The sequence below is a fragment of the Polluticoccus soli genome, assembly GCF_029269745.1.
Classification (GTDB): Bacteria; Bacteroidota; Bacteroidia; order Chitinophagales; family Chitinophagaceae; genus Polluticoccus; species Polluticoccus soli.
In genome coordinates, this window is sequence record NZ_JARJHT010000002.1 from 225,503 (window position 1) to 241,232 (window position 15,730).

The following is a 15,730-nucleotide window of genomic DNA, read 5'->3' on the forward strand; positions in this document are numbered from 1 at the left end:
TTATGAAACACATCTATTTCCGCGATCTTGGAGTAATTGAATACGGTGAAGCATGGGACATGCAAGAGGCTTTATTGCAGAAGGGTGTGCAAGCAAAATCTGCGTGGTATCAGACACCAGAAACAGAGCGCCGTGAACACCCGGATACCACCGACCATCTTTTCTTTTGCGAGCATCCACACGTCTACACTTTGGGGAAAAGTGGACACATGGAGAATTTACTCATAAATGACTCCAGGCTGAAAGAGCTGAACGTTTCATTCTATAAAACCAACAGGGGCGGGGACATTACTTACCATGGTCCCGGCCAGGTGGTGGGGTACCCGGTATTAGACCTGGAGCACTTCTATACAGACCTCGGCAAATACATGCGTAACCTGGAGGAGGTGATCATACGCACCCTTGCGCGCTATGGTATTGAGTCTGGTCGACTGGAAGGCTCTACCGGTGTTTGGCTGGATGCTGATGTGCCTGGCCGTGAGCGCAAAATATGCGCTATGGGTGTGCGCAGCAGCCGCTGGATGACCATGCATGGGTTTGCACTAAATGTTAATACCGATCTAAAATATTTTGGATACATCGTTCCATGCGGTATAAGTGATAAAAAAGTGACATCCATGGAGCTTGAGCTGGGCCGCAAGGTTGACGAGCAGGAAGTTAAGGACACTCTGCGTGAGGAGTTTGGCAAGGTATTTATTGCAGATATTTTACAACTGCCTCCGGCAAAAAGTGTAACTTAAATGCAGCTTTAATACTTATGTTGGCCTCTATCCCCAAAAGAAAACCCGCTTGTAACATTTCCTATCAATGGGGAGATGATCATTTGCTGATAGAGCTGGGCAATAATCTGCAGCCGCGAATCAAGGCGCTTTTTTGGGCCGAATTGCTGGTCACCATTGGTATGGCGACTATTTTCCTATTTAAATCGATGCCATTTTCAAGTCATGTGCTCAACTGGGCCGGGGGAATAGGTGCTGCTGCGCTGTACCTAATGGCTGCCTACCGCTTTTTATCGAGGATGATGTACGAAGAGCGCCTGTTCCTGGATACAGAGTCAATTACAATACTGGAACGTACCCCTTTCGCTCAGCGGCACGCAAAATACCTCTGGCGCGAGATCGGTCCCCTTCACTATATCGGGAAAGATGAGAAGACAGATCATCCGCTGAAAGGCCGCTGCTATGATTATTTTGGGTTTGAGACCCGTGAGCAGCTTATACAAAGTCTTCACCAGGAGGGAAACCTTTTCTTCAATCACAATGGCTTTACCATCCGTTTTGCCAAAGGTGTATACTCCTGGCACGCTGAGGAGATGGTAAATATGATGAAACTATATGCTGGCAGCAAACTGCGCCTGGGTATGGAGTGGGCACGCATGCTGCAAGAGCATGAGTGGGACGATGCTTAATAAATGGTAACGTATCCGCTCTCCATTTTTTCATCACCTTTCATTAGGTCAAACTTGAACACTCCTTTCTTCTGGAAGTTGCGTTTGTCGATGATCACGGGCGACTCAAGTATCCTTGGTATCTCCAGCACCTTTTTATTGTTCATGTTGTAGAACTTGATAGAGTAGTGGTATTTCTTTACGTCCGGCACTTCCATCGTTACGTGGCCGGTAAAAGGATTCGTGAATACGTACTGAGATTTGATATAGCTGAATACGTCCACATCGCCCGGGTCAGGGATGCTCAGCCTGATCTTATTAACTATCTGTTGTAACGTGTCAACTGGTTTGCCAGGTTGCGCTGGACGTGTTACAGAAGTAGTATCCACCTTTATCCTCGAAGCCAGTTTTTGCAGCGAATCGTTGGGGGGCAGCACGCCTTTGGCCATGATGGTCGCGCTGTCTACATGTATCTTAAAGCGGTTGCTATACCAGGTAAGGTCTGAACTGAAAGCTATATACAAGCGGTACCAGTTATCGCCGGGTACGGGATGTCCATCAATAAACGCCTGCGCTCCTTTCTTCAGGTTTTTTACATAGCCTATTGTCGCAAAGTTATACACGCTATCCGATGAGCGCTGCACGGCGATAGATTTGAGGCCATCGTACTGGCTTGTCCAGCTAAGTACGTTGATGCCTTTATCTGATGCGCCCACAATCTCTGGCAATAAAGGCTGCGCATGCAGTTTTGTGACAAGCAGGATAAAAACACCGACGAAAATGGTTAAAAAACGGAGCATCTGCCAAACCTACTGCAAAAAATCCTTGTTGGAAAATCGCGGTTTTAAGATTTTGAAATTTCTAACAATTCGATTCCTGTATTTCCACATCCGGAACCCTCACCTTGCACAACCCAACATTTATATTTAGGTTTGGTCGCATTTCTAAATCATTTATGGGACTATTTATACGGAAACCTTTAAATCAATTACTTGATGAAGCCTCAGAGTCGGAGAAAGGCTTAAAGAAAACCCTTTCGGCTGGAGCGCTGGTAGCTCTTGGTATTGGCGCTATCATCGGCGCAGGTTTGTTTTCAATTACTGGTATGGCTGCGGCCAACAATGCAGGCCCGGCCATTACACTTTCATTTATTGTAGCGGCATTGGGTTGTGCTTTTGCCGGTTTGTGTTATGCTGAGTTTGCTTCGATGATCCCCATAGCTGGTAGTGCTTATACGTACAGCTTTGCTACCATGGGCGAATTCGTGGCCTGGATCATCGGGTGGGACCTTGTGCTGGAGTATGCAGTTGGTTCTGCTACGGTGTCTATCAGCTGGTCACGCTACCTTGTCAAATTCCTCGACTATTATAATATACACATAGATCCCGCGTTCACGTCCTCACCCGCAGAAGGGGGCATCATGAATATACCTGCGGTGTTCATTGTTATTATGATGTCGTTGCTGTTGATGAAGGGAACCAAAGAATCGGCATTCTTCAACACGCTGATCGTGACACTTAAGGTTGCGGTGGTTCTTATATTTATTGCTCTAGGCTGGCAGTATATCCGTCCCGAGAATTATGAACCATACATCCCGGCTAATACCGGCACCTTTGGTGAGTTTGGTTTCAGCGGTATCATTCGTGCTGCAGCGATCGTATTCTTCGCCTATATCGGTTTTGATGCTGTGTCAACGGCTGCGCAGGAAGCCAAGAATCCCAAACGTGACATGCCCATAGGTATCTTGCTTTCGCTGGGTATCTGTACCTTATTATATATCCTGTTCGCGCACGTTATGACGGGTGTTACCAGCGTCGAGAGCTTTAAGGGTAAAGACGGTATTGCTCCGGTGGCAGTCGCTATCGACCATATGGGGAAAATGGGGGCTGACGGTGTCATGGTGCCTGATTATCCGTGGCTCAACAAAGCGATCATCATCGCTATCCTTGCCGGTTATTCTTCGGTGATCATGGTGATGCTGATGGGACAATCGCGCGTGTTCTTCTCTATGAGCCGCGATGGTTTGATCCCGCGTGTTTTCTCTGATGTACACCCTAAGTTCCGTACTCCTGCCAGGAACAACTTCCTGTTCATGTTATTCGTAAGCTTGTTTGCTGCGTTTGTGCCAGCAAACATTGTGGGTGAAATGACCAGTATCGGAACTTTATTTGCATTTATTCTTGTATGCATCGGTGTGATAGTAATGCGCCGCGCCATGCCTGAGGCACCAAGAGCCTTCCGTACCCCGTTGGTACCATTGGTGCCTATCCTGGGTGTTGCAACCTGCCTGTTCATGATGGTTTTCCTGCCCCTGGATACATGGATACGACTGATAGTATGGATGATGATAGGTTTTGACGTGTACCTGTTTTACGGTATGAAACACAGTAAACTGAATAGCGGATTGTTCAACCAGAAAAGCTATAAAACTGTTTCTATAACAGGCCTTGCAATGACAGTGGTGTTGATAATAGTAGCATTCCTGCATCATTCCTGGGCTGAAACCGATGATTCTATCTTGTTCAACTTCTCGATAATATTTGCAGTGTTGCACGTATTGATTTACTTCGTAACGATGCGCAAAGGCAGGAAAGAATTAGCGTGATCTTCGCATAAGAAATAGTTAAAAGCACCGCTGCGTTTACGGCGGTGCTTTTAACATTTTAAGAGCCTGTAAACCTGCCCGTTGGCTTGGATTTTTTGATGGTTGCAGTGGAATAAAATTGAAGGGTTATGAATAGTAGACTGTTGAATCTGAGGAGCATTAACATGAGGGGTATTCGAAGCTTGTTACCAGGTGCAAGGCCATCATTCCTGGGTATCAGGGGCCTGAGCCGTGCCTGGGGTATTTTGGGACTTATCGCATTGGGTGTAGGTGTACTTGCTTACCCGACGTTGCTGTTGGTACGTTCGCTGAGAACAAGGTTGGCGACCGCGCGCGCGAATGGTCAACTTGGAACTTTTAAAAACTTTCTTCCATCGGTTCGTGGTAAACACAAACCGCATCATCGTAAGGTAGAAAGTGAAAGCAGCCTGAAAACAGGAATGGCATAAAGAAACCAATATATTCAGGCTTCAAAAAAGCTTGAACATAATCTGGTACAAGCGTGTTGTGAAAACAGCACGCTTGTTCTTTTTACACGTATTCCGCTATGGATTTGAGTATGTTTTTGCCTGCTATACGAAACTCGAAAAATTGGCTACATTTGTGCGGTTTTAACCAATTAACTTATTAAAATTTCTTCCACTCTATGGCATACGACGTGATCGTAATAGGAAGCGGCCCTGCAGGTTATGTGGCTGCTATCCGTGCAGCACAATTAGGTTATAAGACAGCGATAGTGGAGCGTGAGAGCCTGGGCGGTATCTGTCTGAACTGGGGATGTATCCCTACCAAAGCATTATTGAAATCGGCGCAGGTGTTCGAATACATCAGCCACGCACAGAACTACGGTGTAACCGTTGGTGAAGCGAAAGCTGATTTCCCGGCTATGATCAAACGCAGCCGCGGTGTTGCCGATAAAATGAGCAAGGGTATCCAGTTCCTCATGAAGAAGAACAAGATCGAGGTGCTGATGGGTATGGGTAAGCTGAATGCTAAAAAAGAAGTGGAAGTAACAGGTGCTGACGGTAAAGCTACCGTTCACACGGCTAAGCACGTTATCCTGGCTACAGGTGCACGTTCGCGCCAACTGCCAAACCTTGAGATCGACGGTAAGAAAGTAATAGGCTATCGCGAAGCAATGAGCCTGCCAACGCAACCAAAATCAATGATCGTTGTTGGTTCTGGCGCTATTGGTGTTGAGTTCGCTTATTTCTACCACAGCGTAGGAACTAAAGTTACCATCGTTGAATTCATGCCTCGCATCGTTCCGGTTGAAGACGAAGATGTATCGAAAGAACTGGAAAAGATCTATAAGAAGAAAGGCATCGAGATCATGACCAACTCTTCGGTAGAAAAAGTTGATGCTTCGGGTAAAGGTGTAGTTGCAACCGTTAAGACGCAGAACGGTGAAGTGAAACTGGAAGCAGACGTTGTATTGAGCGCTGTAGGTATCTCTACAAACATCGAGAACATAGGACTTGAAGCTGCCGGTGTTAAAACCGACAAAGGAAAGGTTACTGTAGACAAATTCTATAAAACAAACGTTGAGGGCGTTTACGCTATCGGCGACATCACTCCTGGCCCGGCATTGGCACACGTGGGTATGAAAGAAGCTGTTATCTGCGTAGAAGCTTTCGCACAGAAAGATGGCAAGTACCACCACAACCCAGAGCCACTGGATTACGGTAACATCCCGGGTTGTACTTACTGCTCTCCTGAGATCGCTTCTGTAGGTATGACAGAAAAGCAAGCTAAAGAAGCAGGTTATGAACTGAAAGTGGGTAAATTCCCATTCTCAGCTTCTGGTAAAGCCAGCGCTGCGGGTGCGCCAGAAGGTTTCGTAAAAGTGATCTTTGATGCTAAGTACGGCGAATGGCTGGGTACACATATGATCGGTGCGAACGTTACCGAGATCATTGCGCAAACAGTTGCCAGCCGCAAACTGGAAACTACATGGCAGGAGCAACTGGATACTATCTTCCCGCACCCGACTATGAGCGAAGCGGTGAAAGATGCTATCGAAGTAGCACTGGGTGAAGCAATACACCTCTAGTAAGAACAATAGTAAGAATAGTAAAGGCTGCCCAAACGGGCAGCCTTTAGTTTTGATACAATGGCTTTATCTTTATTGCCTTACTATGCGCTATAAACTTTTCCGGGTTTTTCTTTTGCTTGTTGTCCTCGCGGTATCCGTTTGGTTCGTCAGGGGGTATAGCAACACCCGTACTATGTTTTATGGCGATGTGCTTGGTTACTACATTTACCTTCCCGCCACCTTTATTTACGACAACCATAAGGCGATAGACAAACTGCCTGATAGCGTTGAGGTGCCGTTGCTGGTAAAAGAGTCTATGGCCAACATGCGCAATGGCTATGTTGTTACTAAGAAAGGGTATCTGCTGGTGCAGTACACCTACGGAATGTCTGTATTAGAGGCACCGTTCTTTTTTGCTGCGCACGCTTGGGCAAAGATGAATAAACTGTCCTCTACGGGTTATTCTCCGCCATACGAGATGGCTATAAAGATAAGTTCTGTTATCTATGCACTGCTTGGTTGCTGGCTGATCTACCTGGTGCTGAGACGTTGGTATGGACGTACGCACTCGCTGCTGGTAACAACGCTTATATATTTAGGGACGAACCTGTTTTGGTTCACGCTCTACCAGCAGGGCATGGCGCATGTGCCGTTGTTTTTTCTTTATGCAGTGCTGGTGTTGTTCAGCGTCAGGCTGTATGAAAGGGCTTCATGGCTCAACTTCCTGGTTGTTGGTCTGACTGCCGGCTTTATTACTGTTATTCGTCCCACAGATATAATCTGCCTGCTTGTTCCGGCCTTGTATGGTGTATATAGTAAAGAAACGCTTATTCAACGCCTGGCATTTTTACGGACGCACCTCCGGAAAGTATTGGGTGCCGCAGCCGTCTTCATTCTACCGATCATTCCACAGCTGCTTTACTGGAAGATGATGACGGGCAGCTATCTGTTCTACAGCTACGGCGGACAATCGTTCAACTGGAACGACCCAAAGATCCTTGAGGGGCTTTTTTATTACAGCAATGGCTGGCTGCCGTATTCACCCATCATGGTGTTTTCGCTTGCAGGCTTCTTCCTGTATCGCTACATCAAACAGTGGTTTTGGTGTCTTGGGCTGTTGTTTCCGTTGTATGTATACATCATCTACTCGTGGTATTGTTACAATTATATCAATGGCCTGGGTTCCCGGCCTATGATCCATATATACCCGTTGTTGGCAATACCGCTTGCTGCGTTTTTGCTTTGGGTATGGAATAGAAAGTCGATAGTGCTCAACGTGGTTGTAGCATTGGTCTGCTCGTTTTTCGTGTCGCTGAACATCTCGTACAGCGTGCAACGCTCCGTAGGAGTAATGAACAGCGAAGAGTCGAATTTTGAGTACAACACCCAAATGATGTTCCGCACAAAACTGCGTTATGATGATCTTGTGACATTTGACTTAGCGGAGTTTCAGCCGGACACTGCAAAGATCACCAGGATCAAAACGCTGGCCTGTCTCAATTTCAATGATTCATCATCTGAATACTATATCCAAGACACGATAACAGGCTCAGGGTACTTCTACAAAATGACCGACGAGTATATCCCTTATTCCATAGACCTGAAATATGACAAGGCTGCTTTGGGTGAAGCAAAATGGATGAAGTGCAGTGGCCGGTTTATGTATCCGCAATACCCCGAGTATTTCCGCCACCTGTTGATCCTATCTTATAGGCGCAACGGCGAGTTCCTTTCCTGGAAAGGCTGTAAGATCGAGAACAAGATCAATTCGTATAAACACGAGCGTCAATTCCTGGAACAATCGCGCCCGGGCGAGTGGGGGACTGTCTATTTCTTCTCCCTGATACCTAAAGGAGTGAAAGATGGCGATGATATCAAAGTCGAATTGTGGAATATCGGCAAGCTGCCCATGTTGCTCGATGATATCTGTATAGAAGCGTATAGATAATAGCCGTTGTATTATCTTAGGCACACGAAAAGTAGCTATGAAACATAAAGGTTCCTTTTACTCTTATTTGGCCTGCGCAGCTTTAATGTTGTTCGCTACTTTCTTTTTTTATCCTAAATGGACCAAACCGGGCGGCGAGTCGGCGCTGGGATGGGATGTAAGCGGCTACTACTGGTATCTGCCATCAGCTATCATTTATAAAGATCTCAAACAGCAAAAGTTTGGCGATAGTATCATTGCGAAATACCGGTTTACACCCTCGTTCGAGCAATCTTTTGTGCATGAGAGTGGTAACAGGGTAATGACCTATTCTTCAGGTATGGCATTTATGTACCTGCCTTTGTTTTTGACTGCTCACGTGCTTGCTGAACCTTTGGGTTACGAAGCAGATGGTTTTTCTGTGCCGTACCAGTTTGCAATACAAGTAGGCAGTTTGCTGGCTGCGCTTATTGCGCTATGGTATTTCCGCAAGCTGTTCCTGATGTTCTTTGACGATAAGGTGGTAGCAATACTATTGCTGCTACTCGTCTTCGGTACTAACTATCTCAATTATTCAGCCATCGAAGCAGCGTTGACACATAACTGGCTGTTCATGCTTTATGTTTTCCTCCTGCTCAATACAGTTTATTTCTATCAAACACCGACCTTCAAGTATGCCGTACGCATAGGTTTGCTTTGTGGTACGCTCACGCTTATCCGTCCCTCTGAGCTGATATGTGTCCTGATACCATTGCTTTGGGGAATGGAGCGCATATCAATTACCTCTATCAAAGAGAAGCTCACATTTCTTGGAATGAACTGGCAAAAGTTGGCAGCTGCTGCCGCTTGTACCATTGCAATTGGCTCGATCCAGATTGTGTACTGGCTATATGTTACCGGCAAACCGCTGGTATATAGTTACCAGGACAAGGGTTTTTCATGGATGCACCCTCACTGGCGCGACTATATGTTCAGCTACCGCAGTGGCTGGATCATGTATACGCCGCTAATGATACTGTGCTTTATTGGCATACCGTTCTTTATCATGTATGGTCGAAATAAGATCGCAGTGCTTGTATTTTTTGCGCTGAGTCTCTACATCGTCTGCGCCTGGGATGTGTGGTGGTATGGCGGCACTGGTGGCAGGGCAATGATACAGAGCTACCCGGTTATTCTGTTCCCGATGGCTGCGCTTATTCAGTATGTATATCACAGGCGCGTATTGGCATGGGTGTTGTCGCCTGTCATTATCCTGCTTGCTTTTTTCAATATCTGGTTTACCTACAATGCACATGCCGGGCAAGGCCTTTACGACCCGAATGGGATGACCAAAGCCTATTACTGGAATGTTATTTATCGCTACAACGTCGATCCGGAAGTAGAGAAGCTAAAAGACACTGACGAGCTGTTTTCAGGTAAACCCCTGCAAATGAAACTGGTTTTCAGTTATGATTTTGAATCTGACACTACAGTAGCTTTATCAACACAGCCGACCATGAATGGGATGCGTTCAGGGGTTATAGGACCGGGAATAGAGTACCTGAACCTGCCGGTATTTGCGTATAGCTCTTCAGATGCAAAATGGTTAAGAGCACAGGCTACGTTCAAATGCATATCTAAAGAATGGGAAGCCTGGAAGATACCGCAGTTCATCGTTCGTTTTATGAACAAAGATGTAATAGTGAAAGAAAGAATGATACGCACCTGTAGATTCTTAGATGAAGAGGATACTAAAGAGTTGTTCATTGATGTGAAGACGCCGGAAGAGGCTTTCGATTCAGTGCACATCTTCATCTGGAATCCAGGCAGCAATAAGACATTGCTGGTGGATGATGTGCAAGTGTGGTCCTTTAACGAATAGCAACCCATCGAACCCTATGAAATGTTGGCGGTCGCTCCTGGCTTATGTTGTTTGTGGAATGGTAATGCTATTTGCCACATTCATATTTCTTCCCCGGTGGCATCGCTCGGATGGCGAATCGGCCTTAGGTTGGGATGTTAGCGGCTATTACTGGTACCTGCCTTCGGCAATTATCTACAAAGATCTCAAGGAGCAGAAGTTTGGTGACAGCCTTATTGCTAAATATCCGGTTACGCCGGCGTTCGAACAGTCGTACAAACACGAGTCGGGGAATAGGGTGATGGGCTATTCGTCGGGCATGGCGTTTATGTATCTGCCTGTGTTTTTGGTTGCCCATGTACTTGCTGAACCTTTGGGATATCCAGCAGATGGATTTTCTATTCCTTACCAGTTTGCTATCCAGGTTGGTAGCCTGCTGGCTGCGCTTATTGCGCTGTGGTACTTCCGTAAGTTATTCCTGATGTTTTTTGAAGACAAGGTCGTAGCCATATTATTGTTGTTGCTTGTCGTCGGGACAAATTATCTCAACTATTCGGCTATAGATGGTGCGATGACACACAACTGGCTATTCCTGTTGTATGTATTCCTGTTGCTGAATACTGTTCATTTTTATAGAACGCTCCAACTAAAGTATGCTGTTCGCATTGGGTTGCTGTGCGGCATGATGACCCTTATCCGGCCATCTGAAATGATCTCCATAGTAATACCCTTGCTGTGGGGAATGGAAAGTGTATCAAAAGCAGCCCTAAAAAAACAAAGGGATTTCCTGACTGCCAATTGGAAAAAGCTGCTTGTAGCAGCCACCTTTATGATCGCCATTGGTTCAATACAGGTATCTTACTGGTTATACGTAACGGGCAAACCCTTTGTATATAGCTACCAGGATAAAGGATTTTCATGGCTGCAGCCGAATTTAGTGGACTATATTTTCAGTTACCGAAGTGGGTGGATCACTTATACGCCACTGATGATACTGAGTTTTATTGGTATTCCATTCTTTATTAAAGATGGGAAAAACAAGGTCGCAATATTGCTATTCTTTGCGCTGAATCTCTATATCATTAGTGCGTGGGACATCTGGTGGTATGGTGGTAACAGTGGACGGGCTATTATACAGAGTTATCCGGTTATCATGTTCCCTATGGCTGCTTTTATTAAGTACGTATTTAGCCGGCGCATTCTTGCATTTCTTCTGTCGCCGGTCATCGTCCTGCTGGCTTATGTCAACATCTGGTGGACTTACAATGCACATGCAGGAGAGGGACTATTCGATCCTAATGGTATGAACAACTCCTATTACTGGCATGTTATCGGTCGCTTTCATGTCGATCCGGAAACGCACAAGCTAAAGGATACAAACGAGTTGTTTACAGGCACTCCCCGGCAAATGAAACTGGTGTTCAGTTATGATTTTGAATCTGATACTGTATCTGGTGATCCCGCGCTCTCTGCATTAAACGGAACACGGTCCGGGTATGTACTTCAGGGGAAAGAGTATTTAAATGTTCCGGCGTTTGCGTTGGACAACAAAGCCGGGGAGTGGTTACGGGTACAAGGAACTTTCAAGAGTATAACTCATGAATGGGATGCATGGAGAATGCCGCAACTAACTGTCCAGTTTACCAACCGGGAGAATATTGTAAAAACAAAGCAGCTACGCCCCAGCAGGTATTTGGGTGACGGTGCTGCCAAGGAGCTTTTTATTAATGTGAAGATTCCCGAGGAGTCTTTTGACTCTGTCAAAGTGTTCTTATGGAATCCCCGTAGTGATAAAACGCTGGCAATGGACGATGTTAAGGTCTGGTCGTTCAACGAATAGCGGTATCGGCTAACTTTGTCTTACTGCATTATGAGCGCTTCGCTTTACATGATGGCTATCATGCCGCCGCCGGAACTTACCAAAGACATTGAGCAGATACGCTTTGGCTTTGCTGATAAATATGATTGTAAGGCTGCACTGAAGCCGCCGGTGCACATCACCCTGATCCCTCCGCATAAAACGCTGCCAGATTCGGAAGAGAAAATAATTCCGGTGATGGAGCATTGGGCTAAGAGCCATGCACCCTTTTCGGTTGTTTTGCTGAATTATTCGACGTTTGACAGGAATGGAGTAGTGTTTATTAATGTATTGCCGAATGAGGATGGACGCGTGTTTCAAAAGGAGCTTCGTTCGGAGTTCTTGCATGTGCTACCCTTGCCGGAGGTGAAACGATATACCTCCTTCCATCCGCATATCACTATTGGTTATCGCGATATACCTAAAAACGTATTTAAAGAAGCAGCTGAAGACTACTTGTCGCGTGAGTTCTTTGCTGCTTTTACCGTCAACACGATCTATTTGTGGCGCCACGATGGCACGCGCTGGCAGGTATTGCACAGTTTTCCATTGGGCAAGACGACCTAGTTAGCTTTCAGTATTACTGACGTTCGATATAGATCTCGGGAGTCATGAAGTGGTTGCTGACATTCAGCGCCTTGTCTTTCACGAAAACATCAAAGCGAACTGTGTCCCTGATGCGCGTTGAATCCTCCCTGCTGTACAGGAATTTTGCAGCCTCGATAGCAACAACAGAAAAGCCTTCCAGCGGCTTGCTTGGGTTAACCGCTTCTGCGGGTATCTCGGGGAAATAAAGCCTGATCGTATCTGTAACGATGTTGGTTGTGTCTGCCGGACCGCGGCTGTCTACCAGGTAAATATCAAATGAGTCTGGAGATAAATGTGTCTGAGGGTTGCCAAGGTCAGCATTCTCGTCTGCTATCCGGAAGCTTATAAATACAGTATCTTCGCTGTTGCCTGAGCGAACGGTATTAGGCTCCATGTTGATGAAGGCTATTTCGGGCGCTTTTGAATCACTATTGTTTTTCCTGCACGAAGCAGTGACAAGCAGTGTAAGGGCAAGTATGGCTAAATAACCTCTCATATCAATCAAAGTTAAATAAAGTGTCCTATAAAATTGAGTTAAAAGACCCGGCTTTTGTACAGGGTATTAACGCTGGTAACTTTGATGATATTGCCCTGCAGGTATTCGCTCATCAGTACGAACACAACGAAATTTACCATGCGTTTACAAAAGCACTTGGTGTTGATCCTTCCGGTGTAAAAAACATAGAGCAGATACCGTTCCTGCCCATTTCATTTTTCAAAACCCACAGAGTTGTTTCAGATACGGCAGAGCCAGCTTTTGTGTTTGAAAGCAGCGGTACCACGGGGGAAACCCCCAGCAGGCATTTTGTAACTGATGCTGTTGTATACCGGGAGTCGCTGTTGCGTGGTTTCAAACAATTCTATGGCGACCCTAAAGATTACGTGATACTGGCGCTGCTGCCTTCATACCTCGAGCGTAAGAATGCTTCGCTGGTGCACATGGCTAAGGTGCTGATGGAGGAGAGTGGGCATCCCGATTGTGGTTTTTACCTGGACGAGTGGGATAAACTGGCCAGTGTATTGGCCAGACTTGAAGCAGGCGGACAAAAAACGCTGCTGCTGGGAGTGACTTTTGCTTTGCTTGATTTTGCTGAAGCTCACCCAATGCAATTGCAGCATACTGTTGTAATGGAAACGGGTGGAATGAAGGGTAGGCGAGAAGAATGGACCCGCCGCCAGGTGCACGAGTTTCTGATGGACAAATGGCAACTCGCAAATGTTCACTCTGAATATGGAATGACCGAATTGTTATCCCAGGCCTATTCATTAGGTGGCGGGATGTTCAACGCGTCTGATACAATGAAAGTCCTGATAAGAGACATCAATGATCCGCTTGAAGTAAAGAAAACAGGCTCCGGCTGCCTGAACATCATCGATCTTGCCAACATCAACTCCTGCTCGTTCATTGCTGCCGAAGACATTGGTAATATGCACGCTGACGGGCGTTTCGAGGTATTGGGCAGGCTCGACCATGCAGCGCTAAGAGGCTGCAGTCTGATGGTTGTCTTATAGTAATTGAAAATATCTTTGCGAAGAGCTTGTTTGTAAGAAAACTGCTTTTATCTTTGCAGCCCAAAGTTCTTAAAACGGTGATGCCCAGGTGGCGAAATTGGTAGACGCACTGTGTTCAGGTCGCAGCGCCCGCAAGGGTGTGATGGTTCGAATCCATTCCTGGGCACCAATGAACTTTAAAAGCCCCGCATTTATGCGGGGCTTTTTTTTACCTATCTATGTCTATGCTGCTCGTCAATATCTCGCTCTTCAAATACTGTTGGTAGTCGGTGGCCATCTGGTTGAAGAATAGCTCCAGCGTACTGTTCACGTGTTCTACGCTATTTGTACAGTCTTTGCAACTATACAGCTCATCCACTTGTCCTGTGGGTGGCGCGCAGACTTCCAGCTCTTTCTGCAACATGTTTGTTTGGGCTACCGATAAGGTGTCGCCTGTCTGGCTGTCGCGATTCACATACTTCAGGTCATTCATCAGTATGCGTGTTTTGCCGTCTTTTGCCTGTATGGTTAGTTTACCTGTCAGGTTAAGGTCTTCAACGCACTCGTTATTGCCCGGCTGGTAGGGTATCGCTATGTCTATCGTTACGCTGTTGGTTACCGGGTCTTTCTGTACATCCTTGTTCTTTTTCCTTGCAAAATCGGAGGCCATAAAGTAAATATCTATCGCCGTTCTGTCGTGTACCGAATATACCCTGCTGTACTGTTGGTCCTTTGACTTATCCTGTGCAAACACTACCGCAGGGCACATTAACAATCCTAATATCAATCCTTTCCAGTTCATACCACTCATCTTACTCGTCAACCTATAGTTAATCAATTCTGTGCCAGTGCCTGTTGTAGCTGCGTTAAAGCCGGTGCATAAACAAAACAGCCGGGCAGTAAGCCCGGCTGTTTTGTTTATTGTGGATGGCTTATTTCTTTGTCAACCTGATCTCCATGCTTTTATACTCTCTGCCGCCTTTGGTATCGTACATCTCCATTAGCTGGTGTTTGTCATCTATGGTCTTTAACACCTGGCGCATGGCTACGTCTTTGCCGCTTACAGGGTCTACGCCTGTGCCGCTCATGTTCAGTGTTTTCGTGGCCTCGTCATAAGTGCCTTCCATATGCATCAGGCCTGTGCCCATGTTGTCTATCCAGGTATTGATAAACTTCTTCTTGGCATTGTCGTAGGCCATGGTGCCCTTGCCTTCAAACGGGCCGCCCATCATAGTGCCTTTGTAGATGCTTTCCTGGTACCTGCCGCCAAGTATGGTCTTGTTTTCAACTGTTGCTTTACTGCCGCTGTCTGGTGGTGCATCCGGTCCCATCCAGAAGGTGAAGTCAGCATCCCATTTCCCGTTGGTTGATTCCATCCATTTGTGCATGGGACCGGGAGTCATGTAGTCTTGCCATGCCTTTGCCATCGTAGCGGAATCTGCTGGCGGTTCAGGAGTTGTTTCAGCGGGAGTTGCTGTGGTGGCTACAACAGTGTCTGTGGTGCCTGTGCTTTCTTCCTTTGTTGCGTTGTCGCAAGCTGCGAAAGTGAGCAGACATAACGCTGCAAGTGTGATGCTGAGTTGTTTCATGTTTAATGAATGTTTTTGCTAATGTATCAAAACAAGCTCAACAATGCAGTGCCGAAACAAAGAAATATTGTTACTGATAACCTATAGTGCTGATGATCAATAAGGTTAGCAGCTATTTTAAATGACAATTCGCCAACCCGCCGCTGTTATGCTCGGCGCATTTGCTTTCGGCATCGCTATCCTTTGTGGCTTTGATGTCGTAATGCTCCAGAGCGTTCTTTGATGTGTCGAGGCACTCGCAGCGGTAAGATTTGTTGCAAGAGGTAATAGACAAACTCAGTATCGCAGCTGCAAAAACTATTATCCGGATCATAAGGGAAGGTTTTTGATTCATACACTCAACTCATCAAAACTATTCCAAAACACAGTGTCATGAGTGCATGTTGCAGAAAGTTCATTCTAAAATGACA

15 protein-coding genes and 1 tRNA gene are annotated in these 15,730 nt (G+C 46.2%); 11 read left to right on the forward strand and 5 right to left on the reverse strand.

Going from position 1 to position 15,730, the window contains the following annotated elements; translation table 11 throughout:
* Window positions 1-2: 2 nt before the first annotated feature.
* A complete protein-coding gene (gene lipB, locus P2W83_RS11585) occupies window positions 3-740 on the forward strand; it encodes a lipoyl(octanoyl) transferase LipB (RefSeq protein ID WP_276133899.1) in 738 nt (245 codons plus the stop codon).
* 17 nt (window positions 741-757) lie between these two features.
* A complete protein-coding gene (locus tag P2W83_RS11590) occupies window positions 758-1,408 on the forward strand; it encodes a hypothetical protein (RefSeq protein ID WP_276133900.1) in 651 nt (216 codons plus the stop codon).
* Here the strand turns inward: P2W83_RS11590 and P2W83_RS11595 are convergent.
* Complete coding sequence (locus P2W83_RS11595) at window positions 1,405-2,187, reverse strand: hypothetical protein (protein WP_276133901.1); 783 nt, start codon at window positions 2,185-2,187, stop codon at window positions 1,405-1,407. The genes P2W83_RS11590 and P2W83_RS11595 overlap by 4 nt on opposite strands.
* Window positions 2,188-2,342: 155 nt before the next feature.
* Here P2W83_RS11595 and P2W83_RS11600 point away from each other — a divergent pair, with 155 nt between their 5' ends.
* The 7 genes from P2W83_RS11600 (at window position 2,343) to P2W83_RS11630 (ending at window position 12,219) form a co-directional block, all read left to right on the forward strand.
* On the forward strand, window positions 2,343-3,992 hold the full coding sequence (locus P2W83_RS11600) for an amino acid permease (protein WP_276133902.1): 1,650 nt from the start codon (window positions 2,343-2,345) through the stop codon (window positions 3,990-3,992).
* 128 nt (window positions 3,993-4,120) lie between these two features.
* Complete coding sequence (locus P2W83_RS11605) at window positions 4,121-4,441, forward strand: hypothetical protein (protein WP_276133903.1); 321 nt, start codon at window positions 4,121-4,123, stop codon at window positions 4,439-4,441.
* 197 nt (window positions 4,442-4,638) lie between these two features.
* Window positions 4,639-6,045 (forward strand): dihydrolipoyl dehydrogenase, encoded by a 1,407-nt coding sequence (gene lpdA / locus P2W83_RS11610; RefSeq protein WP_276133904.1) that lies wholly within the window; start codon window positions 4,639-4,641, stop codon window positions 6,043-6,045.
* A gap of 85 nt (window positions 6,046-6,130) precedes the next feature.
* Entirely contained in the window at window positions 6,131-7,975 is a 1,845-nt protein-coding gene (locus P2W83_RS11615; RefSeq protein ID WP_276133905.1) for an ArnT family glycosyltransferase, read from the forward strand.
* Between the two features lie 37 nt (window positions 7,976-8,012).
* The gene (locus P2W83_RS11620) at window positions 8,013-9,815 is read left to right on the forward strand and encodes a hypothetical protein (RefSeq protein ID WP_276133906.1); all 1,803 of its coding nucleotides are present in this window, start codon (window positions 8,013-8,015) and stop codon (window positions 9,813-9,815) included.
* Between the two features lie 16 nt (window positions 9,816-9,831).
* The gene (locus P2W83_RS11625) at window positions 9,832-11,634 is read left to right on the forward strand and encodes a hypothetical protein (RefSeq protein ID WP_276133907.1); all 1,803 of its coding nucleotides are present in this window, start codon (window positions 9,832-9,834) and stop codon (window positions 11,632-11,634) included.
* A 30-nt stretch (window positions 11,635-11,664) separates the two neighbouring features.
* A complete protein-coding gene (locus P2W83_RS11630) occupies window positions 11,665-12,219 on the forward strand; it encodes a 2'-5' RNA ligase family protein (protein ID WP_276133908.1) in 555 nt (184 codons plus the stop codon).
* 13 nt (window positions 12,220-12,232) lie between these two features.
* On the opposite strand, the gene P2W83_RS11635 is transcribed toward P2W83_RS11630, so the two are convergent.
* On the reverse strand, window positions 12,233-12,736 hold the full coding sequence (locus P2W83_RS11635) for a hypothetical protein (RefSeq protein ID WP_276133909.1): 504 nt from the start codon (window positions 12,734-12,736) through the stop codon (window positions 12,233-12,235).
* A gap of 20 nt (window positions 12,737-12,756) precedes the next feature.
* Between P2W83_RS11635 and P2W83_RS11640 the strand changes: the two genes are divergently transcribed.
* The gene (locus tag P2W83_RS11640) at window positions 12,757-13,752 is read left to right on the forward strand and encodes a LuxE/PaaK family acyltransferase (protein WP_276133910.1); all 996 of its coding nucleotides are present in this window, start codon (window positions 12,757-12,759) and stop codon (window positions 13,750-13,752) included.
* Window positions 13,753-13,834: 82 nt separating this feature from the next.
* Window positions 13,835-13,921 (forward strand) — tRNA-Leu (locus P2W83_RS11645).
* 39 nt (window positions 13,922-13,960) lie between these two features.
* Here the strand turns inward: P2W83_RS11645 and P2W83_RS11650 are convergent.
* The 3 genes from P2W83_RS11650 to P2W83_RS11660 form a co-directional block, all read right to left on the reverse strand.
* Entirely contained in the window at window positions 13,961-14,533 is a 573-nt protein-coding gene (locus P2W83_RS11650) for a hypothetical protein (RefSeq protein WP_276133911.1), read from the reverse strand.
* 130 nt (window positions 14,534-14,663) lie between these two features.
* Window positions 14,664-15,320 carry a DUF1579 domain-containing protein gene (locus P2W83_RS11655; protein WP_276133912.1) on the reverse strand — a complete coding sequence of 219 codons (657 nt, stop codon included), beginning with the start codon at window positions 15,318-15,320 and terminating at the stop codon, window positions 14,664-14,666.
* A gap of 112 nt (window positions 15,321-15,432) precedes the next feature.
* Window positions 15,433-15,633: a hypothetical protein gene (locus P2W83_RS11660; RefSeq protein ID WP_276133913.1), complete on the reverse strand. Its 201-nt coding sequence runs from the start codon at window positions 15,631-15,633 to the stop codon at window positions 15,433-15,435.
* Window positions 15,634-15,730 lie beyond the last annotated feature (97 nt).